Origin of the sequence: Alcaligenes faecalis, assembly GCF_005311025.1 — a bacterium.
Lineage (GTDB): Bacteria > Pseudomonadota > Gammaproteobacteria > Burkholderiales > Burkholderiaceae_B > Alcaligenes > Alcaligenes phenolicus.
Map to the genome: position 1 here is coordinate 2,821,505 of NZ_CP031747.1, position 26,879 is coordinate 2,848,383.

The 26,879-nt window shown below is 55.6% G+C and carries 22 protein-coding genes; 16 read left to right on the forward strand and 6 right to left on the reverse strand.

The window, feature by feature from the left end:
- Window position 1: 1 nt before the first annotated feature.
- Window positions 2–4,114: a DNA-directed RNA polymerase subunit beta gene (gene rpoB, locus D0C27_RS13055; RefSeq protein WP_022983337.1), complete on the forward strand. Its 4,113-nt coding sequence runs from the start codon at window positions 2–4 to the stop codon at window positions 4,112–4,114.
- Window positions 4,114–8,376, forward strand: coding sequence for a DNA-directed RNA polymerase subunit beta' (rpoC, locus tag D0C27_RS13060; RefSeq protein WP_035269553.1), 4,263 nt, complete (start codon window positions 4,114–4,116; stop codon window positions 8,374–8,376). The genes rpoB and rpoC overlap by 1 nt, the downstream gene beginning before the upstream one ends.
- Before the next feature lie 155 nt (window positions 8,377–8,531).
- Here the strand turns inward: rpoC and azu are convergent, their stop codons facing one another.
- From azu to D0C27_RS13090, 6 genes are all read right to left on the reverse strand, one after another.
- Window positions 8,532–8,978 carry an azurin gene (gene azu, locus D0C27_RS13065; protein WP_035269554.1) on the reverse strand — a complete coding sequence of 149 codons (447 nt, stop codon included), beginning with the start codon at window positions 8,976–8,978 and terminating at the stop codon, window positions 8,532–8,534.
- A gap of 256 nt (window positions 8,979–9,234) precedes the next feature.
- On the reverse strand, window positions 9,235–9,870 hold the full coding sequence (locus D0C27_RS13070) for a LysE family translocator (RefSeq protein WP_137431133.1): 636 nt from the start codon (window positions 9,868–9,870) through the stop codon (window positions 9,235–9,237).
- A 74-nt stretch (window positions 9,871–9,944) separates the two neighbouring features.
- Window positions 9,945–10,739, reverse strand: a complete 795-nt coding sequence (locus tag D0C27_RS13075) for an AraC family transcriptional regulator (RefSeq protein WP_035269558.1) — start codon at window positions 10,737–10,739, stop codon at window positions 9,945–9,947.
- On the reverse strand, window positions 10,729–12,696 hold the full coding sequence (locus D0C27_RS13080; protein WP_230940572.1) for a CHASE2 and HATPase_c domain-containing protein: 1,968 nt from the start codon (window positions 12,694–12,696) through the stop codon (window positions 10,729–10,731). The genes D0C27_RS13075 and D0C27_RS13080 overlap by 11 nt, the downstream gene beginning before the upstream one ends.
- Window positions 12,697–12,712: 16 nt before the next feature.
- Window positions 12,713–13,807: a FecR family protein gene (locus tag D0C27_RS13085; RefSeq protein WP_035269560.1), complete on the reverse strand. Its 1,095-nt coding sequence runs from the start codon at window positions 13,805–13,807 to the stop codon at window positions 12,713–12,715.
- A 5-nt stretch (window positions 13,808–13,812) separates the two neighbouring features.
- On the reverse strand, window positions 13,813–14,517 hold the full coding sequence (locus D0C27_RS13090) for a response regulator transcription factor (protein ID WP_009464199.1): 705 nt from the start codon (window positions 14,515–14,517) through the stop codon (window positions 13,813–13,815).
- 420 nt (window positions 14,518–14,937) lie between these two features.
- On the opposite strand from D0C27_RS13090, the gene rpsL reads away from it, so the two are divergent.
- The 14 genes from rpsL (at window position 14,938) to rpsC (ending at window position 26,876) form a co-directional block, all read left to right on the forward strand.
- Window positions 14,938–15,309, forward strand: a complete 372-nt coding sequence (gene rpsL, locus D0C27_RS13095; protein ID WP_003800872.1) for a 30S ribosomal protein S12 — start codon at window positions 14,938–14,940, stop codon at window positions 15,307–15,309.
- Window positions 15,310–15,448: 139 nt separating this feature from the next.
- Window positions 15,449–15,919 (forward strand): 30S ribosomal protein S7, encoded by a 471-nt coding sequence (rpsG, locus tag D0C27_RS13100; protein ID WP_003800875.1) that lies wholly within the window; start codon window positions 15,449–15,451, stop codon window positions 15,917–15,919.
- Between the two features lie 17 nt (window positions 15,920–15,936).
- Window positions 15,937–18,039: an elongation factor G gene (gene fusA / locus D0C27_RS13105; protein WP_035269563.1), complete on the forward strand. Its 2,103-nt coding sequence runs from the start codon at window positions 15,937–15,939 to the stop codon at window positions 18,037–18,039.
- A 77-nt stretch (window positions 18,040–18,116) separates the two neighbouring features.
- Complete coding sequence (gene tuf / locus D0C27_RS13110) at window positions 18,117–19,307, forward strand: elongation factor Tu (RefSeq protein ID WP_009462422.1); 1,191 nt, start codon at window positions 18,117–18,119, stop codon at window positions 19,305–19,307.
- A gap of 146 nt (window positions 19,308–19,453) precedes the next feature.
- Complete coding sequence (gene rpsJ / locus D0C27_RS13115; RefSeq protein WP_003803053.1) at window positions 19,454–19,765, forward strand: 30S ribosomal protein S10; 312 nt, start codon at window positions 19,454–19,456, stop codon at window positions 19,763–19,765.
- Between the two features lie 272 nt (window positions 19,766–20,037).
- On the forward strand, window positions 20,038–21,972 hold the full coding sequence (locus D0C27_RS19695; RefSeq protein ID WP_137431134.1) for a glycine betaine ABC transporter substrate-binding protein: 1,935 nt from the start codon (window positions 20,038–20,040) through the stop codon (window positions 21,970–21,972).
- On the forward strand, window positions 21,969–22,811 hold the full coding sequence (locus D0C27_RS13125; protein WP_115634636.1) for a quaternary amine ABC transporter ATP-binding protein: 843 nt from the start codon (window positions 21,969–21,971) through the stop codon (window positions 22,809–22,811). Before D0C27_RS19695 ends, D0C27_RS13125 begins: the two co-directional genes overlap by 4 nt.
- Window positions 22,812–23,051: 240 nt before the next feature.
- Window positions 23,052–23,726: a 50S ribosomal protein L3 gene (gene rplC, locus D0C27_RS13130; protein ID WP_003803046.1), complete on the forward strand. Its 675-nt coding sequence runs from the start codon at window positions 23,052–23,054 to the stop codon at window positions 23,724–23,726.
- Between the two features lie 3 nt (window positions 23,727–23,729).
- Window positions 23,730–24,350, forward strand: coding sequence for a 50S ribosomal protein L4 (gene rplD, locus D0C27_RS13135; protein WP_009462425.1), 621 nt, complete (start codon window positions 23,730–23,732; stop codon window positions 24,348–24,350).
- Window positions 24,347–24,643 (forward strand): 50S ribosomal protein L23, encoded by a 297-nt coding sequence (gene rplW, locus D0C27_RS13140; RefSeq protein ID WP_003803043.1) that lies wholly within the window; start codon window positions 24,347–24,349, stop codon window positions 24,641–24,643. The genes rplD and rplW overlap by 4 nt, the downstream gene beginning before the upstream one ends.
- Before the next feature lies 1 nt (window position 24,644).
- Complete coding sequence (gene rplB / locus D0C27_RS13145; RefSeq protein WP_003803041.1) at window positions 24,645–25,472, forward strand: 50S ribosomal protein L2; 828 nt, start codon at window positions 24,645–24,647, stop codon at window positions 25,470–25,472.
- A gap of 12 nt (window positions 25,473–25,484) precedes the next feature.
- Window positions 25,485–25,760 carry a 30S ribosomal protein S19 gene (gene rpsS / locus D0C27_RS13150; protein ID WP_003803039.1) on the forward strand — a complete coding sequence of 92 codons (276 nt, stop codon included), beginning with the start codon at window positions 25,485–25,487 and terminating at the stop codon, window positions 25,758–25,760.
- Window positions 25,761–25,763: 3 nt separating this feature from the next.
- Complete coding sequence (gene rplV / locus D0C27_RS13155; protein ID WP_009462426.1) at window positions 25,764–26,093, forward strand: 50S ribosomal protein L22; 330 nt, start codon at window positions 25,764–25,766, stop codon at window positions 26,091–26,093.
- Window positions 26,094–26,102: 9 nt separating this feature from the next.
- Complete coding sequence (gene rpsC / locus D0C27_RS13160; protein WP_003803035.1) at window positions 26,103–26,876, forward strand: 30S ribosomal protein S3; 774 nt, start codon at window positions 26,103–26,105, stop codon at window positions 26,874–26,876.
- Window positions 26,877–26,879: the final 3 nt, after the last annotated feature.

The following is a 26,879-nucleotide window of genomic DNA, read 5'->3' on the forward strand; positions in this document are numbered from 1 at the left end:
CATGCCTTATTCGTACACCGAAAAAAAGCGCATACGCAAGAGCTTCGCCAAACGTGAAGACGTACAGCAGGTTCCTTACCTGTTGGCTACCCAGCTGCATTCTTTCAGAACCTTCTTGCAGAAGGACACGCTGCCTTCTCAGCGTAAGGTTGAAGGCTTGCAGGAAGCTTTCAGTTCCATATTTCCAATAGTAAGCCATAACCAAATGGCGCGGCTAGAGTTCGTGAGCTATACGCTCGGCGAGCCGGTGTTCGACGTCAAAGAGTGTCAACTTCGTGGTTTGACCTATGCTTCCCCCTTGCGGGCGAAGGTTCGTCTGGTCCTTATGGACCGCGAGGTGAGCAAGCCTACCGTCAAGGAAGTAAAAGAGCAAGAAGTCTACATGGGCGAAATGCCCCTGATGACTGATAACGGCTCTTTTGTGATCAACGGTACCGAACGAGTCATCGTTTCCCAGCTGCACCGTTCCCCCGGCGTGTTCTTTGAACACGACCGCGGTAAAACGCACAGCTCGGGTAAGTTGCTGTTCTCGGCTCGCGTGATTCCTTACCGTGGTTCCTGGCTGGACTTCGAGTTCGATCCCAAGGACATTCTGTTCTTCCGTATCGACCGTCGTCGCAAGATGCCTGTGACTATCTTGCTGAAGGCCATTGGCCTGACGCCAGAACAGATCCTGGCCCACTTCTTCGAGTTCGATCACATCGAACTGCACCAGGAAGGTGGCAAGCTGCAATTCGTTCCAGAACACTGGAAGGGCGAGGTTGCCCGTTTCGACATTACCGACCGTGATGGTCGCGTACTGGTTGAAAAGGACAAGCGTATCAATGCCAAGCATTTGCGCGACCTGCAAGCAGCCAAGATCGAATACATTTCCATCCCGGAAGATTTCCTTCTGGGTCGTGTGCTGGCCAAGAACATCATCAACGCCGAAACCGGCGAGGTGATTGCCAACGCCAACGACGAAATTACCGAATCCATTCTGGCCGAAATGCGCGCAGCCAATGTGCGTGATTTCGAGACCCTGTACGTCAACGAACTGGATCAGGGCGGCTTTATCTCCCTGACCCTGCGCACGGACGAAACAGCGGATTCCAATGCTGCCCGCATCGCGATCTATCGCATGATGCGTCCCGGCGAGCCACCAACCGAAGAAGCGGTTGAGGCTTTGTTCAACCGTCTGTTCTACAGCGAAGAGTCCTACGACTTGTCGCGCGTGGGTCGCATGAAGGTGAACAGCCGTCTGGGCCGTGGTGACAGCATTGAAGGTCCCATGACCCTGACCGACGAAGACATTCTGGACACCATTCAGGTGCTGGTGAATCTGCGTAACGGCCGCGGTCAGATCGACGATATCGATCACCTGGGTAACCGTCGTGTTCGTTGCGTGGGCGAATTGGCTGAAAACCAGTTCCGCGCCGGTCTGGTGCGTGTGGAACGTGCCGTCAAGGAACGTCTGGGCCAGGCCGAGACCGAAAACCTGATGCCGCACGATCTGATCAACTCCAAGCCCATCTCTGCGGCTGTCAAGGAGTTCTTCGGTTCCAGCCAGCTGTCGCAATTTATGGACCAAACCAACCCGCTGTCCGAGATCACGCACAAGCGTCGTGTTTCGGCACTGGGCCCTGGTGGTCTGACTCGTGAACGTGCGGGCTTTGAGGTGCGCGACGTGCACCCAACCCACTACGGTCGCGTGTGCCCGATTGAAACGCCTGAAGGTCCAAACATTGGTCTGATCAACTCCATGGCGCTGTACGCTCGTCTGAACGAGTACGGTTTCCTGGAAACGCCTTACCGCAAGATTGTTGACGGCAAGGTCAGTGAACAGATCGATTACCTGTCGGCTATTGAAGAAAGCAATTACGTCATCGCTCAGGCTAACGCCGAGTTGACCGAAGACGGTGCCTTTGCTGACGATCTGGTTGCCTGCCGTGAAGCTGGCGAAACCATGATGACTGCGCCAGAGAACATCCATTACATGGACGTGGCTCCTTCGCAGATCGTGTCTGTGGCTGCTTCGCTGATTCCGTTCCTGGAGCACGATGACGCCAACCGAGCACTGATGGGCGCCAACATGCAGCGTCAGGCAGTTCCTTGCCTGCGCCCTGAGAAGCCTTTGGTCGGTACCGGTATCGAACGTACTGTTGCTGTTGACTCGGGTACCACCGTACAAGCCCGTCGTGGCGGTGTGGTTGTAGACGTTGACGCACAGCGCGTGGTTATTCGCGTGCACGATGACGAGAACGTGGCTGGCGAGGTCGGTGTAGATATCTACAACATGACCAAGTACACCCGTTCCAACCAGAACACCAACATCAACCAGCGTCCTATCGTCAAACGTGGCGATATCGTGGCTCGTGGTGACGTGCTGGCTGACGGCGCATCGACTGACCTGGGCGAATTGGCTCTGGGTCAGAACATGCTGATCGCCTTCATGCCCTGGAACGGCTACAACTTCGAGGACTCGATTCTGATCTCCGAGAAGGTCGTGGCTGACGATCGCTACACGTCGGTTCACATCGAAGAGTTGACGGTTGTTGCCCGTGACACGAAGCTGGGACCTGAGGATATCACCCGCGATATCAGCAACCTGTCCGAAATTCAGCTGAACCGTCTGGACGATTCCGGCATTGTGTACATCGGCGCCGAAGTGCGTGCCGACGACGTGCTGGTCGGTAAAGTGACACCCAAGGGTGAAACCCAGCTGACGCCGGAAGAAAAGCTGCTGCGCGCCATTTTTGGTGAAAAAGCCTCTGACGTTAAAGACACCTCCCTGCGCGTGCCTTCGGGCATGGTCGGTACGGTGATCGACGTTCAAGTCTTTACCCGTGAAGGTATCGAGCGTGACAAGCGTGCTCAGTCCATCATTGATGATGAACTGCGTCGCTACCGTCAGGACCTGAACGACCAGCTGCAAATCGTTGAAGACGACGCCTTTGACCGTGCCTTGAAGTTCCTGGTCGGCAAAACCGTCAACGGTGGTCCACGCAAACTGCCCAAGGGCACCGAGCTGACTGCTGATTACCTGAACGATCTGGATCGCTGGCAGTGGTTCGACATCCGTCTGGCAGACGAGCAACACGCACTGGTGCTGGAGCACACCAAGGAATCCTTGGAGCAAAAGCGTCACCAGTTCGACTTGGCTTTTGAAGAAAAGCGCAAGAAGCTCACTCAAGGCGACGAGCTGCCTCCTGGCGTGCTGAAGATGGTCAAGGTTTACCTGGCTGTTAAGCGTCGTCTGCAGCCTGGTGACAAGATGGCTGGCCGTCACGGTAACAAGGGTGTGGTTTCCCGCATCGTTCCCGTGGAAGACATGCCGCACATGGCTGACGGTACCCCTGTGGACATCGTTCTGAACCCGCTGGGCGTGCCTTCGCGTATGAACGTGGGTCAGGTTCTGGAAGTTCACCTGGGTTGGGCTGCCAAAGGTATTGGCCACCGCATCAACGACATGATGCAAGAAGAAAAGAACGTGCAGGTTTCCGAACTGCGCGCGTTCCTGGACAAGGTCTACAACACTGCCGGCAAGAAGACTCGCATCAACGAGTTGACTGACGACGAAGTGATGAACATGGCCACCAACTTGCAGAAAGGTCTGCCATTGGCTACGCCAGTGTTCGACGGTGCAACCGAGCAGGAAATCGACCAGATGTTGCGTCTGGCCTACCCTGACGACATCGCCGAGAAACTGCAGCTGGCACCACACCGCACGCAGGTTCGCCTGTTTGACGGTCGTACCGGCGAAGCCTTTGAGCGTATGGTCACCGTAGGCTACATGCACTACCTGAAGCTGCATCACCTGGTCGATGACAAGATGCACGCTCGTTCGACCGGTCCGTACTCCCTGGTTACTCAGCAGCCGCTGGGTGGTAAGGCTCAGTTCGGTGGTCAGCGTTTCGGGGAGATGGAAGTCTGGGCGCTGGAAGCGTATGGCGCCGCCTACACCCTGCAGGAAATGCTCACGGTTAAATCCGACGACATCGCCGGCCGTACCAAGGTCTACGAGAATATTGTCAAGGGTGACCACGTGATCGACGCCGGTATGCCGGAGTCCTTTAACGTTCTGGTCAAGGAAATCCGTTCCTTGTCCCTGGACATGGATTTGGAGCGTAAATAATGAAAGCGCTACTCGATCTCTTTAAACAAGTCACTCAGGACGAGCAGTTCGATGCCATCAAGATCGGCATCGCCTCGCCCGAGAAAATCCGGTCCTGGTCTTTCGGTGAAGTCCGCAAGCCAGAGACCATCAACTATCGCACGTTCAAACCCGAGCGCGATGGTCTGTTCTGCGCCAAGATTTTTGGTCCCATCAAGGACTACGAATGTCTGTGCGGCAAGTACAAGCGCCTGAAGCACCGTGGCGTCATCTGCGAGAAGTGTGGCGTTGAAGTCACCGTCTCCAAGGTGCGTCGCGAGCGCATGGGTCACATTGAACTGGCCTGCCCGGTTGCTCACATCTGGTTCCTGAAGAGCCTGCCATCCCGTCTGGGCATGGTGCTGGACATGACCCTGCGTGACATCGAGCGCGTGCTGTACTTTGAAGCATGGTGCGTCATCGAACCTGGCATGACCCCGCTCAAGCGCGGTCAGATCATGTCCGATGACGATTTCCTGGCCAAGACCGAAGAATACGGTGACGACTTCCACGCCCTGATGGGCGCGGAAGCGGTGCGCGAACTGCTGCGTACGATCGACATCGATCGCGAAGTCGAGCGCCTGCGTGCCGAACTGAAAGCCACCGGCTCGGATGCCAAGATCAAGAAGATCTCCAAGCGTCTGAAAGTGCTGGAAGGCTTCCAGAAATCCGGCATCAAGCCAGACTGGATGATCATGGAAGTGCTGCCCGTGCTGCCACCGGACCTGCGTCCGCTGGTACCGCTGGACGGCGGCCGCTTTGCCACTTCCGACCTGAACGATCTGTACCGCCGCGTTATCAACCGTAATAACCGTTTGAAGCGTCTGCTGGAACTGAAGGCACCGGACATCATCTTGCGCAACGAAAAACGTATGCTGCAAGAGTCCGTGGACTCCTTGCTGGATAACGGTCGTCGCGGTAAGGCCATGACCGGCGCCAACAAGCGTCAACTGAAGTCCCTGGCCGACATGATCAAGGGCAAGAGCGGTCGTTTCCGTCAGAACCTGCTGGGCAAGCGCGTGGACTACTCCGGTCGTTCCGTGATTGTGGTGGGTCCTCAGTTGAAGCTGCACCAGTGCGGTCTGCCCAAGCTGATGGCGCTGGAACTGTTCAAGCCTTTCATCTTCAACCGTCTGGAATTGATGGGTCTGGCTACGACCATCAAGGCAGCCAAGAAGTTGGTGGAAAGCCAGGAACCGGTGGTGTGGGACATCCTCGAAGAGGTGATCCGCGAGCATCCCGTGATGCTAAACCGTGCGCCTACGCTGCACCGTTTGGGTATTCAGGCTTTTGAACCGGTCCTGATCGAAGGTAAAGCGATTCAGCTGCACCCCCTGGTGTGTGCCGCCTTTAACGCTGACTTTGACGGTGACCAGATGGCCGTTCACGTGCCGCTGTCGCTGGAAGCCCAGCTGGAAGCGCGCACTTTGATGCTGGCCTCCAACAACGTGCTGTTCCCCGCCAACGGCGAACCATCCATCGTTCCTTCCCAGGATATCGTGTTGGGTCTGTACTATGCGACCCGCGAACTGGTAAACGGCAAGGGCGAAGGCTTGTTCATGGCCGACGTGGCTGAAGTTCAGCGCGCCTACGACAACAAGGAAGTCGAGCTGCAAACTCGTCTGACCGTCCGTATCGAAGAATTCGAGAAGGGCGAAGACGGTGAGTGGGTCAAGACCATCAAGCGTTACGAAACGACTGCTGGCCGTGCCTTGCTGTCCGAAATTCTGCCCAAGGGCATGCCTTTCACCGCACTGAACCGTGCGTTGAAGAAGAAAGAAATTTCGCGTCTGATCAACCAGTCCTTCCGTCGCTGCGGCCTGCGTGCCACCGTGATTTTTGCCGACAAGTTGATGCAGTCCGGTTTCCGTCTGGCAACTCGTGGTGGTATTTCCATCGCCATGAATGACATGGTTGTGCCTGTCGTCAAGGAAAGTATCCTGGCTCAGGCTAGCAACGAAGTTAAAGAAATTGACAAGCAGTACTCCTCGGGTCTGGTGACCGCTCAGGAACGCTACAACAACGTAGTGGACATCTGGGGCAAAGCCGGTGACCGCGTGGGTAAGGCCATGATGGAGCAACTGGCTTCCGAGCCAGTGACCAACCGTTTTGGTGAAGAAGTACGTCAAGAGTCCTTCAACTCCATCTACATGATGGCGGACTCCGGTGCTCGTGGTTCGGCTGCACAGATTCGTCAGCTGGCTGGTATGCGTGGTCTGATGGCCAAGCCTGATGGCTCCATTATTGAAACGCCTATTACCGCGAACTTCCGTGAAGGTCTGAACGTACTGCAGTACTTTATTTCGACTCACGGTGCTCGTAAGGGTCTGGCCGATACGGCGTTGAAGACGGCTAACTCCGGTTACCTGACTCGTCGTCTGGTCGACGTGACTCAAGATCTGGTCATTACCGAAGACGATTGCGGTACCAAGGGCGGCTACACCATGAAAGCCATCCTGGATGGTGGTGAGGTTATCGAGCCCCTGCGCGATCTGATTCTGGGCCGCGTGGCCTCGACCGACATCGTCAACCCTGACAATCAGGAACTGGTTATCCCCGCCGGCACCTTGCTGAACGAGGACCTGGTCGACCTGATCGACAACCTGGGTATTGATGAAGTCAAGATCCGCACTCCGCTGACTTGCGAAACCCGTCACGGCTTGTGCGCAAGCTGCTACGGTCGCGATCTGGGCCGCGGTATGCTGGTTAACCGTGGTGAAGCCATCGGTGTTATCGCTGCTCAGTCCATCGGTGAACCGGGTACTCAGCTGACCATGCGTACGTTCCACATTGGTGGTGCGGCTTCGCGTGCAGCGCTGGCAAGCTCGGTGGAAACCAAGACGGCTGGTACGGTCGGTTTTGAAATTGGTCTGCGCTATGTGACCAACGCCAAGGGCGAACGCGTTGCGATCTCCCGTTCCGGTGAAATCGTCATTTTTGACGACAACCGTCGTGAACGTGAACGCCACAAAGTGCCTTACGGTGCCACCATTACGGTGGGCGATGGTGAAGCCATCAAGGCTGGCCAGCGTCTGGCAAGCTGGGATCCGCTGACCCGTCCTATCGTGTCCGAGTACACCGGTACCGTTCGCTTCGAGAACATCGAAGAAGGCGTGACCGTGGCTCGTCAGGTGGACGAAGTGACCGGTCTGTCGACTCTGGTTGTGATCACTCCCAAGACACGTGGTGGCAAGATCACCATGCGTCCTCAGATCAAGCTGCTGAACGAGCAAGGTCAGGAGATCAAGATCGCTGGTACCGATCACATGGTCAATATCTCCTTCCCGGTGGGCGCGCTGATTACCGTTCGCGACGGTCAGCAAGTGTCCGTGGGTGAGATTCTGGCGCGTATTCCTCAGGAATCGCAAAAGACTCGAGACATTACCGGTGGTCTGCCACGTGTGGCCGAACTGTTCGAAGCTCGTTCGCCCAAGGACGCCGGCCTGCTGGCCGAAGTTACAGGTACGGTTTCCTTCGGTAAGGACACCAAGGGCAAACAGCGTCTGGTCATTACCGACCTGGACGGCGTCAGCCACGAGTTCCTGATTCCGAAGGAAAAACAGGTTCTGGCTCACGACGGTCAAGTGGTGAACAAGGGCGAGATGATTGTGGACGGCCCAGCCGATCCGCACGACATCCTGCGCTTGAAGGGTATCGAGAAGCTGGCCAACTACATTGTTAACGAAGTGCAGGACGTTTACCGTCTGCAGGGTGTGAAGATCAACGACAAGCACATTGAAGTGATTGTTCGTCAGATGCTGCGCCGCGTGAACATTGTGGATGCCGGTGATACCAACTTCATCACGGGTGAACAGGTTGAACGCTCCGAACTGCTGAACGAGAACGATCGCGTTCTGGCCGAAAACGGTATTCCAGCTACGTACGAAAACGTGCTGCTGGGTATTACCAAGGCCTCGCTGTCGACCGACTCCTTCATCTCGGCGGCTTCCTTCCAGGAAACCACCCGCGTGTTGACCGAAGCGGCCATCATGGGCAAAACCGACGATCTGCGTGGTCTGAAAGAAAACGTGATCGTGGGTCGTCTGATTCCTGCTGGTACCGGTATGGCCTTCCATTCCGCCCGCAAGGAAAAAGAAGCCTTTGAAGTGGCAGAGCGCAAAGCAGCCCGTGAACTGGAAAACCCGTTTGCATCGGCTCCTGAGCCTTCGGAAGATCCGGTCTTTGTGTCCGGTGCCTCCGAGCCCGAGCAGCAACCTGCAGCCCCAGAGGGCGATCAGGAATAAGCCAGACTTAGTGGTTCCCCACCCTGCTTATCCAGGGTGGGCCGCTACCTTCAGGTAGTCGGTTGAAACCAGATAGTTCGAGCTAAAAAAATCCCCACATGGCCAGGCCACGTGGGGATTTTTTATGGCCGTCTGGCGGCTACAAGCGGATGCGCTTAGCTACCCAGCTTGATTTCGCCAGTCATGATGCTCCAGTGACCTGGGAAGGAGCAGAAGAATGCGTAGTCTTCGCCTTCTTTCAGCTTGGAGACGTCAAAGGTTACGGAGGTGCTTTCGCCACCGCCAACCACGTCAGTGTGAGCGATCACGCGTTCGTCACCGGCTTTAACGTAGTTGTTGTCCAGACCGGCTTTCATGCCATCGGTAGCAACAGCGCTTTCATCGGCTTTCTTCGAGATAACGACGTTGTGGCCCATGGCTGCTTTAGGCAGCTTGCCAGTGTGTTTCAGGTTGATTGTGAATTCCTTGCATGTCTTGTCAACAACGATGCTCTTGGTGTTGAACTGCATGGAGTCATTGCCTTCGATGGTAACGTCGCAAGCAGCAAAAGCAGGCACGCTGGCCAATCCAAGAACGGCTGTGAAAGCGATTTTGGCAAACATTCTAGTAACTCCTTGAAAACTGACAAAAAAAGGAACGGGACACGGGGGGTGTTGTTCCGGTCTTACAGCATAGACTGTAGCGCACTCAAGGTGCTTAACAAAACAAAGACCCGGACTATTTTACCGGCTTATATCGCCGCGTCCGAGACCGTAAATGATTTGTTTTCCCATCGTTTGATGTGGCTCTAACAGCCTCACTCTATCACCTTCAGGTAGCTTGACGGCGGTGCAGATCAGGTTTCACTTTTCGGGATGTTTATTTTGTGACCAAGTGTTGAGCCACGTTGAAGAGGGCGGCAGCGGCAATCAGGCACAACAGCAGGCCACAGAGTTGTTCGATACGTGGCAAGTGCTTTTGTATACGCTGCTGCCAAAGCGGGTGCCCGATCAGAACGGTGATGAACAAGTCCCAGAGCAGAACAATTAAAAACATCCACAGACCCAGCAAGATGTGCAGGCCGGTGCCAGCGCGGCTGCTGGCCAGTACGGAGGCCAGGCTGGCGTAAAACAAGGCGTTCTTGGGATTCAGCAGCCCCGAGAGCAGGCCAAGCAGAGCATGATGCCACCAGCCACCTGTAGAGGCTTCAGAGGCCTTGATCCTTTGCCCAGCAGTGTGGTGGGCTACCTGCAGGAACGTCACGCCCAAGTACAGTAAATACAGTCCTCCAGCGCCCTGTAGCAGCACAAAGAGAGGGCTGCCAGTGCTTATCCGGGCAAAGCCCGTTAGTGCCAGGCTGATGTACAGGCCATTGGCCAGGGCGACACCGGCACACGCTCCGCTTGCGACCCAGCGTCCATGGGCCAGGGTGCTGCGGGCGATCAGGAAAAAATCGGGGCCGGGGGAAAGCAGGGCCAGGAAATGGGTGCTGGCGATCAGCAAGAACAAGGACACGGCGGTACGTCCAGGAGCAAAACTGCAGTGTGACCAGAAGTGGGGGTGCCGTATTGAATAAAAGTGCGCGCGCTTTAACTGCGGTACTGGCCCGGAGTGACACCGGTGTAGTGCTTGAAGACACGCTGAAAATGACTTTGGTCGGCAAAGCCCAGGCGATAGGCAATATCAGCCAGCTCGTCACCTTGGCGCAGGGCGTTTCGGGCCAAATTGATACGTTGGTTCAATTGCCAGCGCTGTGGAGTCAGGCCGGTATGGCGACGAAAGGCGCGAATCAGCTGGTAGCGGCTAAAACCGGTTTCCTGGGCCAGTTCGTGCAGGGGGATAGTGGCTAATTGGCCTTCAACCCAGCGATCCAGGGTTTTCTGCAAGATGGGGCTAGGTGGGGGAGCGGGTGCCAAAGGCTGGGATTGGGCTGAGCCGTGATGCAGCAAAAAGTCGATCAGGGCTGCTTCTTTGCTCAGTAGAGGAGCGGCTGAAAACAAGAGCGAGTTCAAGTCACAGTAGGCAGCATAAAGCAGCGGCTCGTGACTAACGCGGATGGGCTCCTGGGCTTGAAGTCTGAACTCTGTACTTTCCTGCCAAAGCTGCTCCAGCCACCCTGCATCCAGATGCAGCATCTGATAGCTCCAGGACTGATCTGGCAAAGGATTGCAGGCATGGCTGCGGTGCGCAGGGACAAAGACCAGAGAGCCTGGCGCAAGCTGGACCGGGCCGCCGGGTGCGCCCGTAAAGACGCTGCCACCGCCATCAACGGCGCCAATCGAGTAGGTGGGGTGGCTGTGTTCCTGATAGCAGATCCGGCTGTTGCAAGCACGTCGGCTTTCTACATAGGGCAGGGCGGCATCGCGCCAGAATTCAGTCTTCATCGGAGATAGTAATCGTGGCCAGGGAGACGATAAAGGTACAGCCTTGCTCAGGCGTGCTGTCCAGGACAATATCCCCGCCGTGTTTGTTGATCACGGTTTTCACAAAGGCCAAACCTAGTCCGCTACCCGAAGGTGCACCTTCGGTATTTTCGTGGGCTCGATGATAAGGCTCAAAAATCGTCGCCTGATTTTCTGCCGGAATTCCCCAGCCTTGATCTTTGACGAATACCTGAACGCTGTTGTTGCCCAGCACAAGGTCTATATCAATCTGGTTGCCATCCGGTCCGTACTTGATGGCGTTTTGAATCAGGTTGGTAAAGGCGCGGCGCAGCATGGGCGCATTGCCGTTCACCCAGACCAGCTCCGAGTCGTTCAAGTTCAGGCTGATAGAGCGCTTGCTGGCGCTGGCCCAAGCGTCATCCAGACAGTCTGCCAGCAGATCAAACAGGTTCAGCGGGCTCAGCACCATTTCCATGGCTTCGGCCCGTGCCAGACTGATGAAGTTGTCCACCAGTTCCAGCGTTTGTTCGGCATAGCCTTCCATCTTGTGCAGAAACTGATCTGGCGGCAGTTTGCTGTCATCCTGACGTTGCAAGCTCGTTAGTGCCAGGATGGAGTTCTGGGGCGCCCGCATATCATGCGAAATGAAGCGCAAGGTTTCTTCACGCTTGGTCTGGGCCTGGCGCAATAAATTGATGGATTTATGCAGCTGGGTCAGACGATGAGGCAGGTTACGTGTACTTAAGCCTGATAAGCGCTCGTTCAGAGCAGTTCTGACATCCGGGTATTCCAGCTGCAGCTTGTTCAGTTCTTCGGTCACCTGATTCAGGGCAGCCTCCTGACTGCGCCAGTGCCATAGCGGGTAGGCCAACAGAACAGTGATCAGGCTGGCTAGTGGCGGAATCCACAGATTGAAGCCATGCATGGCGATCCAGTTCACCAGCAGGATCGCAAAGACCAGCCCGATCAGGCTCAGCAAGGTGGCGCGTGGCGACAGATAGATCAGAACCTGACATGCCAGCAGGACTGGCAGGCAACTGGCCAGCGCAATGAACCAGGCTGGTGGGGTGCGCACCCAATGATTGCTGCGTACGGCTTGCAAGGTATTGGCCAGGATCTCAACGCCCGACATGCTGCTCATGCCGGCTTTGGACAAAGGGGTAGGAAAGGTATCGCCCAGTCCACTGCCCCAGGCTCCTACCAGCACATACTTGTCCTTGAAGAAAGAGGGCGGAATATCGCCGTTCAGGACATTGAAGTAAGGCACGGTCCGAAAGTGACCGCTGCGGCCCAGAAAGGGAATGTGGGGAATGTCTTTCTGACTGGAGTCCAGAGCTTGCAGGGCCAGATCCACATCTCCGCCTGTCATCAGCATGGCAATCGTGAAGTGCGGCAGCACACGGCCCAAGGGGGTCGTCTGCTGCAGGGCGACACGGCGCACTACCCCATCTGAATCAGGTTCGATATTGATGTAGCCCGACGCCTTGGCTGCCTGGCTGAGCACGGGAATGGCGGTATGCACGGCCTGCCGCTGAGTGTCATAGATCATTGGCAGCACAACGCGTCCGTGATGATGTATGGCCTCTGATAGAGCCAGGTCATCATCGGGGTAAGCTGGGTTGGGCTCCTGAAAAACCAGATCGATGCCGACAGCACGAGCCTGTTCAAGACGGCCTAGCAGTTGGGCATGGTTGATGCGTCGCCAGGGCCAAAAGCCCAGGTTGGCAATGCTGTAGTCGTCGATGGCGACAATGACAATATCCGGGGGCGCAGCCTGTGGAAGAGCGGCTGCCATGGTGAAGTCGTAAATCAGGTTGTTCAGCTTGCCCAGCGCGAAGTCGTCACGCAGGGAGCTGAACAATAAGGTCAGCAGCATCAGCAAGCCCGAAACCAGATGCCACTCTTTCCGAATCCGGTCAGAGAGTAGCTTGTTGTTTCTGGGGGCTGGGCTGCTCATGCCGTACGCCGTTTAGCTACTCGAACTGAGAGAGCAGGATTGGATCGCCAAAATTGCTGACCACGGCTTGGCCATCCGAGCTGGTCAGGCTGGCTGCGCCTTCAAAGCTTTCGATTGTGTCCGGGCCCATCAGACCATGGCGGTCAATGGCACGAACGGTAACGTAGTACGTGCCGGGACGCGAGGCACCGAACTGAATATCCGTATCTGTCGTAATGTTACGCGACAGCAGCTTGGCACCTTGCGGGTCGGTAGAGGTCTGGACCAGATAGGCCTGGGCACCGGGCACGGCCTGAATCGTGCTGTTCCATTGGCCACCGCGACGCTCGGGCGTGGAGATCTGCGGAGCGGGCAACAAAGGCTCCAGCGCCATGATATTGCCATCTGTGCCTACAGCGGCCCCTTGATTCTGCTTCAGGGCGGTGGGGGTGCTGCGTTGCTGGGTTCCCAATTCTGCGCGGCCTTCCAGCACTTCGCTGTGAGCCATGCCTTGTTGAGTACGCACACGCAATTCGGTGCCACGTACACCGGTAATGCTGACAGGGGTGCGGACTTCAAAGCGACCTACGCCGGTTTTTTCCGGGGAAACGCGTGATTCCACGTCGCCATCGTCCAGAGCGATGATCGAGTCGGTCAGGCCGGTGCCTTCAAAGGCACGCATGCGAGCCACGCTCAAGGATGCCTGTGCGGGTACGCTCAGTTGGCTGCCGTCTTGCAACTCCAGCGTCAGGTAGCCATTGCTGCCTGTGCGGATCAGGTCGCCTTCTTGCAAATGAGTCGTTCCTGCACCCAGTGCTTGACCATTCACAAGAATTTGGCCGGTCTGGTGAGTGATACGGGCGGGGGCGGGCACTTCCGGAATCATGCGAAATGGGATGTGCAGTTCTTTGCCGATAGGCAGACGGTAGGGATCGGCCACCGCGTTCAGACGCTGAATTTCGGACCAGTTGCGGTCCTGGCGGGTGTAGGTCTGGGAGATGCCCAGCAAGGTGTCACCGGCCAGCACTTTATAGACAAAATTTTCGCCGCGGGCGCCAGAAGGTTGGGCTGACACGACGCCACCCCAAATCAGGCCGCAAACGAGAGGCGCGGCGATACGCAAAGTAATCATAGAAATCAGCTAGGGTCGGTCAAAAGTTCAAGGCGATAGCCCAGGGCGTAAGACGCCGTCAGGCGTACCCCGTTTTCGGGTCGCAACTGGAGTTTACGGCGTATGTTGGACAGGTGAGTGTCCAGCGTACGGGAGGTGGCCGGAATTTCCCGGTTCCAGACCGCGGAACTTAAAACATCACGCGAGAACAGGCGGCCGGGGTTGCGAAACAGCAAAAGGGCCAATTCAAATTCTTTGGGCGCCAGAGTAACGGTTTCACCGTTCAGCACAATATGGCCTTGTTCAGGAAAGATATCGTAGCCTGCAAACGAAAAGCGGCTGTCCTGAGTGGCCGAGGTGCTCAGATCCAGACGGCGCACAGCGGCATTGACGCGCGCAACCAGCTCTCCCTTGCGTACGGGCTTATTAATATAGTCGTCGGCTCCGGCCTGCAAACCCGTGACCAGATCCTCTTCCTGGGTACGGCTGGTCAGGAATATGACGGGCAGGGCATGGCCCAGTGTGGTGCGAACCCAACGCAACACATCCAGGCCGCTGACGTCCGGCAGTTCCCAGTCCAGTAGCAATAAACCGAAATTATGTGGCTTGGCCAGAGCGGCCAGCAGGTCCTTTCCTTGATGAAAGGAGCGACACTCATAGCCAGCCTCGGTCAGGATCCGGGCAATCAGTTCAGCCTGGACGAGGTCGTCTTCCAGGGAAGCGATGATCATGGGTATTGTCCTTGTCGCAGAAGTGCAATAGCCCTGCAGTATAACGATATGTAGATAGCGAGTGACCAAGTGCTTCCATGCGTGTGCCGTGACAACGGGAAACTGCCGGATTGGTGTCCAAATCGTTGACCTATAAGGGTTTACTGTGGTAAATTTTAGAGCTTACTTTAAGGATCCTTTGCCGGTACACCTTGCAGTAATTTGATGGCAGCCCTGAATTTAGGGGCTGCGGGCACTTTTTTAGTGCTTGAAATCAAGCCCAAGCCATGTGCAAGACCGCTCTTTTTCGTGTTTTATGGGGAGTGGTAGTGCGCAATGCCGCTTCCGGTCCAGGGTTTCAATACCCGCCAACTGGACGGCGTTTTTCAAAACATATACGTCAACCAGTACGTAAAGTACGTTATAGGATACGTAAAGGTCATGCCAACCATTAGCCAGCTCGTGCGTAAACCGCGCGAAGTCAGCCGCGTTAGCAGCAAGAGCCCTGCGCTCGAGAACTGCCCACAACGCCGCGGTGTTTGCACCCGTGTTTACACCACGACCCCCAAGAAGCCTAACTCCGCTCTGCGTAAAGTCGCCAAAGTGCGTCTGACCAACGGCTTCGAAGTCATTTCTTACATCGGTGGTGAAGGCCACAACCTGCAAGAGCACTCGGTCGTTCTCGTCCGTGGTGGTCGTGTTAAAGACTTGCCAGGTGTGCGTTACCACATTGTTCGCGGTGCTCTTGACCTGCAAGGCGTCAAGGATCGTAAACAAGCCCGCTCCAAGTACGGCGCCAAGCGTCCCAAGTAATCCATGTATCCATTGATCAGTTCCCTGGTCTGGATCCGTGCAACCGTGGCCTGAGTGCCATGGTAGGTAAGTGGTCATTTGTCATGAATGACCGAGACCGCGAAAAGCGGTTCAACTGAATAGTCACAAGGAAATAAAAATGCCTCGCCGTCGCGAAGTACCCAAACGTGAAATCCTACCTGACCCGAAATTTGGCAGCGTTGAGCTGGCCAAGTTCATGAACGTGGTCATGCTGTCCGGCAAGAAAGCTGTTGCCGAACGTATTGTTTATGGCGCGCTGGAACAAATTGCGCAGAAAACCGGCAAAGATCCGCTCGAAGTGTTTAATGCTGCCATCAATAATGTAAAACCTGTTGTTGAAGTGAAGAGCCGCCGTGTTGGTGGCGCTAACTACCAGGTACCTGTCGAAGTGCGTCCCGTGCGTCGTTTGGCTCTGGCCATGCGCTGGGTGCGTGAAGCCGCTAAAAAGCGCGGTGAAAAATCGATGGACTTGCGCCTGGCCGGCGAATTGTCCGATGCGGCTGAAGGCCGTGGCGGTGCAATGAAAAAGCGTGAAGACACGCACAAGATGGCCGATGCTAACAAAGCATTCAGCCATTTCCGTTGGTAATCTGAGGACATATAACCATGGCCCGCAAAACCCCTATTCAGCGCTATCGCAACATCGGTATCTCGGCTCACATCGACGCCGGGAAAACGACCACTACCGAGCGCATCCTGTTCTACACCGGTGTGAACCACAAACTGGGCGAAACCCACGAAGGTTCGGCCACCATGGACTGGATGGAGCAAGAGCAAGAGCGCGGGATCACCATTACCTCGGCTGCTACCACTGCTTTCTGGCGTGGTATGGCGGGCAATTACCCAGAACACCGTATCAACATCATTGATACCCCCGGCCACGTTGACTTCACTATTGAAGTTGAGCGTTCCATGCGCGTGCTGGACGGCGCTTGCATGGTTTACTGCGCGGTGGGTGGTGTTCAGCCTCAGTCGGAAACCGTATGGCGTCAAGCCAACAAGTATGGCGTGCCTCGTCTGGCCTTCATCAACAAGATGGACCGTACTGGCGCTAACTTCTTCAAGGTTTACGACCAGCTCAAGCTGCGTCTGAAAGCCCACCCCGTGCCTGTCGTTATCCCGATCGGCGCTGAAGAAGAGTTCCAAGGCGTGGTTGACCTGATCAAGATGAAAGCAATCATCTGGGATCAAGCCAGCAACGGCGTGAAGTTTGAATACACCGACATTCCTGCCGAGCTGCAAGCTTCGGCCGAAGAATGGCGCGAAAAAATGGTCGAGTCGGCTGCTGAAGCCAGCGAAGACCTGATGAACAAGTACCTGGAAAACGGTGATCTCTCCGAAGAGGACATCAACCTGGGTCTGCGTACACGTACCATTGCCTGCGAAATTCAGCCAATGCTGTGCGGTACCGCGTTCAAGAACAAGGGTGTACAGCGCATGCTGGACGCCGTGATCGACTACCTGCCATCGCCTGTGGATATTCCACCTGTCGAAGGTACGGACGATGACGGTGAAGTCATTCATCGTAAAGCCAACGACGAAGAGCCTATGTCCGCTCTGGCGTTCAAGCTGATGACTGACCCCTTTGTTGGTCAATTGACTTTCGTACGCGTTTACTCGGGCGTTCTGCGTTCGGGCGACACGGTCTACAACCCTATCAAGGGTAAGAAAGAGCGTATCGGCCGTATCTTGCAGATGCACGCAAACAACCGTGCCGAGCTGAAAGAACTGGTTGCTGGTGACATCGCTTCCGTGGTGGGTCTGAAAGACGTGACCACAGGTGAAACCCTGTGTGACGCCGGTCAGCACATCATTCTGGAACGCATGGAGTTCCCAGAGCCCGTGATTTCGCAGGCTGTGGAACCAAAAACCAAGTCCGACCAGGAAAAAATGGGCGTGGCCTTGTCCCGTCTGGCTCAGGAAGATCCTTCTTTCCGCGTCAGCAGCGACGAAGAATCCGGCCAGACCATTATTTCCGGTATGGGCGAGCTGCACCTGGAAGTTCTGGTAGACCGCATGCGCCGTGAATTCGGCGTGGAAGCCAACGTGGGTAAACCACAAGTGGCTTACCGCGAAACCATCCGCAAGACTTGCGACGAAATCGAAGGTAAATTCGTCAAACAGTCCGGTGGTCGTGGTCAGTACGGTCACGTTGTCCTCAAGCTGGAGCCCCTGGAAGCAGGCGGTGGCTTTGAGTTCGTTGACGCCATCAAGGGCGGTGTGGTTCCTCGCGAATTCATTCCTGCCGTTGAAAAAGGTATCCGCGAAACCCTGTCCGCAGGTGTGGTCGCTGGCTACCCAGTGGTTGACGTCAAGGCTACGCTGTTCTTCGGTTCGTACCACGATGTGGACTCGAACGAAAACGCCTTCCGTATGGCCGCTTCGATGGCCTTCAAGGATGGTATGCGCAAGGCTGCCCCAGTTCTGCTGGAGCCCACCATGGCTGTAGAAGTTGAAACCCCTGAGGAATACGCCGGTACAGTGATGGGTGACTTGTCCTCCCGTCGCGGTATGGTTCAGGGTATGGACGATATGGTTGGTGGTGGTAAGGTCATCAAGGCCGAGGTTCCTCTGGCCGAGATGTTCGGTTACTCGACCAGCCTGCGTTCGCAAACACAAGGTCGCGCTACGTACACGATGGAATTCAAGCAATATGCTGAAGCTCCAAAGAACGTGGCTGACGAAGTGATCAGCGCTCGCGGTAAGTAATAGCAATATCAGCCCGCCCTATGGCGGGCTGCTCAACAATTTTTTTGTTTTCCTGTAAAACATAATTGGGATAAATCATGGCAAAAGGTAAGTTTGAACGGACTAAACCGCACGTCAACGTCGGTACTATCGGTCACGTTGACCACGGTAAAACCACTCTGACCGCTGCAATCTGCACGGTTCTGTCCAAGGCATACGGCGGCGAAGCGCGCGATTACTCGCAGATCGACAACGCCCCTGAAGAAAAAGCACGTGGTATCACCATCAGCACGTCGCACGTTGAGTACGAAACGCCTAACCGTCACTACGCTCACGTTGACTGCCCCGGCCACGCTGACTACGTCAAGAACATGATTACCGGTGCTGCCCAGATGGACGGCGCTATTTTGGTTTGCTCGGCCGCTGACGGCCCAATGCCCCAGACTCGCGAGCACATCCTGCTGAGCCGTCAGGTTGGCGTTCCTTACATCATCGTGTTCCTGAACAAGGCCGACATGGTTGATGACGAAGAGCTGATCGAACTGGTTGAAATGGAAGTTCGCGAACTGTTGTCCAAGTACGACTTCCCTGGCGACGACACCCCGATCATCAAGGGTTCGGCCAAACTGGCTCTGGAAGGCGACGAAGGCCCACTGGGCAGCCAAGCCGTTCTGGCTCTGGCCGAAGCGCTGGACAGCTACATTCCTACGCCTGAGCGTGCCGTTGACGGTACGTTCCTGATGCCTGTTGAAGACGTGTTCTCGATCTCCGGCCGTGGTACGGTTGTGACCGGTCGTATTGAGCGCGGCATCATCAAAGTCGGCGAAGAAATCGAAATCGTGGGTATCAAAGACACGGTCAAGACCATTTGTACCGGCGTTGAAATGTTCCGCAAACTGCTGGACCAGGGCGAAGCTGGCGATAACGTCGGTCTGCTGCTGCGTGGTACCAAGCGTGAAGACGTGGAACGTGGTCAGGTTCTGGCCAAACCCGGTTCGATCAAGCCACACACCGACTTCGACGCCGAGGTGTACATTCTGTCCAAAGAAGAAGGTGGTCGTCACACTCCTTTCTTCAAGGGCTACCGTCCTCAGTTCTACTTCCGTACGACTGACGTGACCGGCACCATCGAGCTGCCAGAAGACAAGGAAATGGTTCTGCCAGGCGACAACATTTCGATGAAAGTGTCCCTGATCGCTCCTATCGCCATGGAAGAAGGTCTGCGCTTCGCTATTCGCGAAGGCGGCCGTACCGTCGGCGCTGGCGTGGTTGCAAAAATCATCAAGTAATAAGCCTTGATCGCGGTGTGAAGGTGCAAACCTTCCCGCCGCGTCTTTGCTACCCCCAAAAGGGGTGCTTTTTAGTCAGCGTTTCTTCGAGCAATCGGTAAGCTCAGTCAAAAAGCCCCCACTTATATCGTTCTTTAGGATTACCCATGAAAAACCAGAAAATCCGCATCCGTCTGAAGGCTTACGATTACAAGTTGATCGATCAGTCTGCTGCTGAGATCGTAGAAACCGCCAAGCGCACCGGCGCTGTTGTTCGTGGTCCAGTACCACTGCCAACACGTATCCGTCGCTACGACATTCTGCGTTCGCCGCACGTCAACAAGACATCGCGCGATCAGTTTGAAATGCGTACCCACCAGCGCTTGATGGACATTGTCGATCCTACCGACAAGACCGTCGACGCTCTGATGCGTCTGGATTTGCCAGCCGGTGTTGACGTCGAAATCGCTCTGCAGTAATTCTGCCTAGCTGTTCGAGTTACATCGAAAGAAACGCCATGCAACTGCATGGCGTTTTTTTTCGTCTGCACGTTTCCTTCGGACGCTGCAGGAGCAATGGCGACTGCCCGTTTATCCTGAACAGAACAAGAGCTTTGCTCTTAGGTGCTTCATGGCTAGTTCATCATGGTGTTGTGATTGGGAAAAAGCGGGTTTTGGTCTACTTTTTACGACCGGACACACTTTGCCAGGGCTACAAATGCGACGATGGGCAGGGTTGAAGGAGGACAAGAATGATAAATCGGAGACGACAGCCGTTCCTGGCCCTGTGGTATTTCCTGGCGCTCTGGCTATGTCTGTGGGGAAGCAGTGCATCAGCGCAAGCGTGTGGGGACGACAAACCCATACGGCTGGCGGACCTGAGCTGGGAGAGCGCAGCATTTAGCACCGAGCTGTATCAGCAGATTCTGGAGAAGGCCTACGGTTGCAAGACCGAACGGGTTCCAGGCTCCTCGGCGGCTTTGGAAAGTGCGCTGGCGCAAAATGATATTCAAGTAATTGGCGAGATCTGGTCGGGACGTACCGAGATCATTGAAAAAGCCATTGAAGCCGGCCAGGTGCAGGTACTTGGTAATACCCTGAAGGGTGGGGCAGAACAGGGCTGGTATGTGCCGGACTATGTCGTCGATGGCGACCCGGACAAAGGAATCAAGCCCACTGCACCCGATCTACAGAAAGTTGAGGATTTAGGGCGCTACGCCACTGTTTTTAGTGACCCGGAACAGCCCAATAAAGGCCGCTTCTATAACTGCCCCTCCGGCTGGGTATGTGAAACCTTCAATAGTCGCCTGTTCGATCTCTATGGTCTGGGCGAACACTATCAAAACTTTCGGCCCGGTACGGGCGCGGCTCTGGATGCGGCAATCAGCGCCGCCTATGACAGGCGTGAACCGATCCTGTTCTATTACTGGCAGCCTGCGGGTCTGATGGCCAAGTATTCCTTCAAGAAGTTAGCTAGCGCGCCTTTCAATGAAAGCTGTTGGGAAGCCGCTGTGTCGGGTAAGGGCAAGATCTGTCCAACGGACTTTATCCTGGCGCATATAGGCGTGGCGGCTTCTACTCCTTTCGTAGAGTCCCACCCCGAGCTGGTGACCTTGTTTGAAAAGATCCAGCTAGAGCCCGAACAGATGAACAAGATCATTTTGGGCATGACAGAGGGTGGGCAGAACGCCAGCACGCAGGTACAGAAGTTCCTGAAAGAGAATGCAGAGCAATGGCGTCAGTGGATGCCAATGGCCCAGGCAGATCGCTTGCAGGCAGCTTTGGAACCTCAGGCAATACAGTCGGTCGCCGCAGCGCAGTCCCGCTTCTTCCCGGAGTGGTCAGCTGCAGACTGGGTTAACCGTCAGTTGTTGGTGGCCGTGCAGGATTGGGGCACAGGTTTTCGCCAGATCAGCGCCTGGATTCTGACGCATGCCATTTTGCCGGTGGAGCGTGTCTTGCAGCAGGTGCCTGCCTGGGCGATTCTGGCTTTAACCGGTTTGCTGGCGTGGTGGGGACAACGGCGCTTTTTGCCTGTTCTGCTCTATGTAGCTGGCCTGTACTTGATAGGCGCTATGGGCCTGTGGGACAAGCTGATGCAAACCTTCACCTTGGTACTGGTGGCCACGGTCTTTTCTGTGCTGATCGGCGTCCCGGTTGGCATTCTTAGTGCTCGTAGCCGCCTGCTTAGAAAAGTGCTGACGCCCGTACTGGATGTGATGCAAACCATGCCCAGTTTTGTGTATCTGATCCCGGTACTGATGCTGTTCGGTCTGGGTAAGGTTCCCGCCGTTTTGGCCACTGTTGTCTATGCCGTCCCTCCCTTGATTCGCCTGACCAGCCTGGGCTTGCGACAGGTGGACAAACATGTGATGGAAGCAGCCCAGGCGTACGGGGTTACACGCTGGCAAATGCTGACCAAGGTCACCTTGCCCCTGGCGCGGCCCAGCATCATGGCCGGTATTAATCAAACCACCATGATGGCCTTGTCCATGGTGGTGGTCGCTTCCATGATTGGAGCCCAGGGTTTGGGTGAAGACGTGCTGGCTGGTATTCAGACACTGGATATAGGGCGTGGTTTGCAGGCAGGGGTGGCGATTGTGATCCTGGCCATTGTTATTGACCGAATCTCTCAATCCTTTGGTCGTTCTCAGCGTCACCGTCGCAAGGTCAGGAGGCAAGCATGAATATCATTCCTACCCCCTCGGGTGAGCAGGCCTGCAAGATAGAACTGCGAGACGTTTATAAGGTCTTTGGGAGCCGGGCGACCGAAGCCGTAGAGCTGTTAAAGCAGGGGGCCGACAAGCAGGCCGTGCAAAAGCAGACGGATTGCATCGTAGGCCTGGCAGGGGTCGATGCCTGCTTTCCCGCGCAGCAGATATCCTGCGTCATGGGTTTATCCGGTTCAGGCAAATCCACGCTGGTGCGCCACATCAACCGTTTGATCGACCCCAGTGCCGGGCAGGTGTTGGTGGATGGACAGGACATATTGCAGCTGGACATGGCCAGCTTGCGACAATTTCGCCGCTATGGGATCAGCATGGTCTTTCAGGCCTTTGGCTTGTTACCCCATTTGACGGTGTTGGAGAATGTCGCCTTCGGTCTGGAGGTCCGAGGAGACAAGCGTTCACAGGCCAGAGAGCAGGCTCGGCAATGGCTGGAGCGCGTGGGTCTGCATGATTATGCCGATAACTATCCGGACGAATTGTCAGGCGGGATGCAGCAACGAGTAGGACTTGCCCGAGCCTTGGCCGTTGATGCAGACATTCTTTTGATGGACGAAGCCTTCTCGGCCCTGGATCCCTTGATTCGCTACGAGATGCAGGATGAGCTTTTACGCCTGCAAAGCAGCCTGAACAAAACCATCATTTTTATTACTCACGATATTGATGAGGCATTACGGTTGGGTCAGCATATTGTGGTGCTACGTGAGGGCAGGGTGGAACAAAGCGGTACTCCGGCTCAAATTCGTGATGAACCGGTGAACGAATACGTGGCTCGTTTTGTCAATAAGGCGCACCAATAGAAAATGCGCGGCAGATCAATTTTTCTGATTCAGACTGTGTAGCCAAGCACCGCGAATTCAAAAAAACTGTTGTCAATCAAGCAGTTTAGGGCGGATTTTTGCAGTAAATCTTGCTTGGCTTTACAGCTGCGTGCTATATTTACTAGCTTAGCCAAAAAGTTTTGGCTATGGTCGTCGCGCAAATTATTGCGTGTACTCTCAGTTAGCCCTGACCAATCGTAGTCAGGAATGGAGAAAACGATGTCGAACTCGACACCTACGCCTGCCGCGTGGCGGCTGGGCCTTGTTGGGCGTAAAGTTGGCATGACCCGTGTGTTTACAGAGGAAGGCGAGTCCATCCCTGTGACCGTGCTGGACGTGTCCAACAACCGCATCACCCAGGTCAAGACGCCCGCAGTTGACGGTTACGCTGCTGTACAGGTTGCCTTTGGCACCCGTCGTGCAACACGCGTTACCAAGCCCCAGGCAGGGCACTATGCAAAAGCTGGCGTTGAAGCTGGCAGCATCCTGAAAGAATTCCGCCTCGACCCCGCTGCTATCGCCGAGCTTTCCGCCGGTTCCGTAGTTGCTGTGGAAAGCATTTTCGAAGCGGGTCAGAAGGTTGACGTTACGGGCACCACGATTGGTAAAGGCTTTGCCGGTACCATCAAACGCCACAATTTTGGCGGCCAGCGTAACAGCCACGGTAACTCGCGCTCGCACCGCGTACCCGGTTCCATTGGTCAAGCCCAGGATCCAGGCCGTGTGTTCAAAGGTAAAAAAATGTCGGGCCATATGGGTGACGTTACCCGTACGGTTCAGAATCTTGACGTGATCCGCGTCGACGCCGAGCGTGGCTTGTTGCTGGTCCGGGGCGCTGTCCCAGGTCACAAGAATGCCAATATCGTTGTGCGCCCTGCTGTGAAAGGAGCCTAATCCATGGAACTGAAGCTCCTGAACGAACAAGGCCAAGCTGCATCCACATTGCAGGCCAACGAAACCGTTTTCGGTCGTGAATTCAACGAAGCACTGGTTCACCAGATCGTTGTTGCATACCAAGCCAATGCTCGCAGCGGTAACAGCAAGCAATTGACTCGTGCCGAAGTCAACCACAGCACCAAGAAGCCATGGCGCCAGAAAGGCACCGGCCGCGCTCGTGCTGGTATGACATCCTCGCCCGTGTGGCGTGGAGGCGGTCGTGCATTCCCCAACACCGGTGAAGAAAACTACGCACACAAGGTCAACAAGAAGATGTACCGCGCCGGTATCAGCGCGATTCTGTCTCAGTTGGTCCGTGACGAGCGTCTGTTGGTTGTTGATTCCTTCACTCTGGAAGCACCCAAGACCCGTCTGGCAGCCAACAAGCTGAAAGACCTGGGCCTGGAATCCGTGCTGATCATCACCGACGCGCTGGACGAGAACGTGTACCTGGCTACGCGTAACCTGCCTCACGTTGCTGTGGTTGAACCACGCTACGCCGACCCGCTGTCCCTGATCCACTACAAAAAAGTGTTGGTCACCAAAGCGGCTGTCGCTCAGTTTGAGGAGATGTTGGGATGAACGCCGAACGTCTATTGCAAGTAATTCTGGCTCCTGTCGTGACTGAAAAAGCCACGTACGTTGCCGAAAAAAATCAGCAAATCGCTTTCCGCGTCGCTCCTGATGCTACCAAGCCTGAAATCAAAGCTGCTATTGAACTGCTGTTCAAAGTAGAAGTTGAGTCGGTGCAGGTGCTCAATCAGAAGGGCAAGGAAAAGCGCTTTGGCCGTTTCATGGGTCGCCGCCGCAGTGTGCGCAAGGCATATGTCTCGCTCAAGCCCGGTCAGGAACTCGACTTTTCTGAGGTGAACTAATATGGCATTGGTAAAAGTAAAACCAACGTCGCCAGGTCGCCGTGGCATGATCAAAGTGGTTCACCCTGAACTGCACAAAGGCGCTCCTTACGCGGCTTTGCTGGAAAAGAAATCCAGCAGTGCTGGCCGTAACAACAACGGCCATATCACGGTTCGTCACCGTGGCGGCGGTCACAAGCAGCATTACCGTATTGTCGACTTCCGTCGCAACAAGGACGGTATTCCTGCGAAAGTAGAACGTCTGGAATACGACCCTAACCGCAGCGCTCACATCGCATTGGTGTGCTACGCAGACGGCGAGCGTCGTTACATCATCGCCCCTCGTGGTCTGGAAGTGGGTGCAACGGTTGTGTCTGGCGCGGAAGCTCCTATCCGTTCCGGCAACACTTTGCCTATCCGCAACATTCCTGTGGGTCAAACCATTCACTGCATCGAGATGCTGCCTGGTAAGGGTGCTCAAATCGCTCGTTCCGCTGGTGGTTCCGCTGTGTTGCTGGCTCGTGAAGGCACGTACGCTCAAGTGCGTCTGCGTTCCGGTGAAGTTCGCCGCATTCACATCGACTGCCGCGCCACGATTGGCGAAGTCAGCAACCACGATCACAGCCTGCGTCAAATCGGTAAAGCCGGTGCTGTTCGCTGGCGTGGTATTCGTCCTACCGTTCGCGGTGTGGCGATGAACCCAGTCGATCACCCGCACGGTGGTGGTGAAGGTCGTACGGGTGAAGGCCGTGAGCCAGTCAGCCCATGGGGTACTCCTGCCAAGGGCTACCGCACCCGTCGTAACAAGCGCACAGACAACATGATTGTTTCGCGCCGTAAGCGCAAGTAAGGGGCGAACACTATGTCACGTTCGATCAAAAAAGGCCCATTCGTTGATGCTCACCTGATCAAAAAGGTTGACGCAGCCGTTGTGGGTAACGACAAGCGACCAATCAAAACCTGGTCGCGCCGCTCTACCATCCTGCCCGAGTTCATTGGGCTGACGATTGCCGTTCACAATGGCCGTCAACACATTCCCGTTTACATCAACGAGAACATGGTTGGCCACAAGCTCGGCGAGTTCGCTTTGACCCGTACTTTCAAGGGTCACGCTGCGGACAAAAAGGCCCGGAGATAAGTGATGGAAACTACAGCAATTATTCGTGGAGTCCATATTTCGGCGCAAAAAGCACGACTGGTTGCGGACATGGTCCGCGGCAAGTCCGTCGCTCACGCTCTGAATACGCTGACTTTCACTCCTAAGAAAGCCGCTGGCATCATCAAGAAAGCTCTGGAATCGGCTATTGCCAACGCTGAGCACAATGACGGCGCCGACATCGACGAACTGAAAGTCACCTCCATTTACGTGGACAAGGCTCAGTCGTTGAAGCGTTTTTCTGCACGAGCCAAAGGCCGCGGTAACCGTATTGAGAAGCAGACTTGCCACATTGTGGTCAAAGTCGGCGCTTAAGGAGTCACAATGGGACAGAAAATCCACCCAATTGGGTTCCGCCTGGCTGTTAACCGTAACTGGAGCTCGCGTTGGTACGCTGACGGTGCTGAGTTCGGTACGATGTTGGCTGACGACATCCGTGTGCGCGAATACCTGAAACGCAAGCTGAAAAGTGCGTCCGTTGGCCGTGTGGTCATCGAGCGTCCTGCCAAGAATGCTCGCATCACTATTTACTCGGCTCGTCCTGGTGTGGTGATCGGCAAGCGCGGCGAGGATATCGAAAGCCTGAAGGCTGACCTGCAGCGCCTGTTGGGCGTGCCAGTGCACGTTAACATCGAAGAAATTCGCAAACCTGAAACCGACGCTCAACTGATCGCCGACTCCATTGCTCAGCAATTGGAAAAGCGCATTATGTTCCGTCGTGCGATGAAGCGTTCCATGCAAAACGCCATGCGTCTGGGTGCCCAAGGCATCAAGATCATGAGCTCGGGTCGCTTGAACGGCATCGAAATCGCTCGTACCGAATGGTACCGCGAAGGCCGTGTGCCTCTGCACACCCTGCGCGCTAACATCGATTACGGTACTTCCGAAGCGCACACGACGTACGGGATCATCGGTATCAAGGTCTGGGTCTACAAGGGCGACATGCTGCCTAACGGCGAAATGCCTGTTGACACCGTAGCCCCTGAAGAGCGCCGCCCACGTCGTCCACGTGGTGACCGCCCTGAAAACCGCCGTCCAGGTGGTCGTGGCCGCGGTCCTCGTAAAGACGCTGCTCCTGCTGCGTCCGAAGGAGAATAAAAC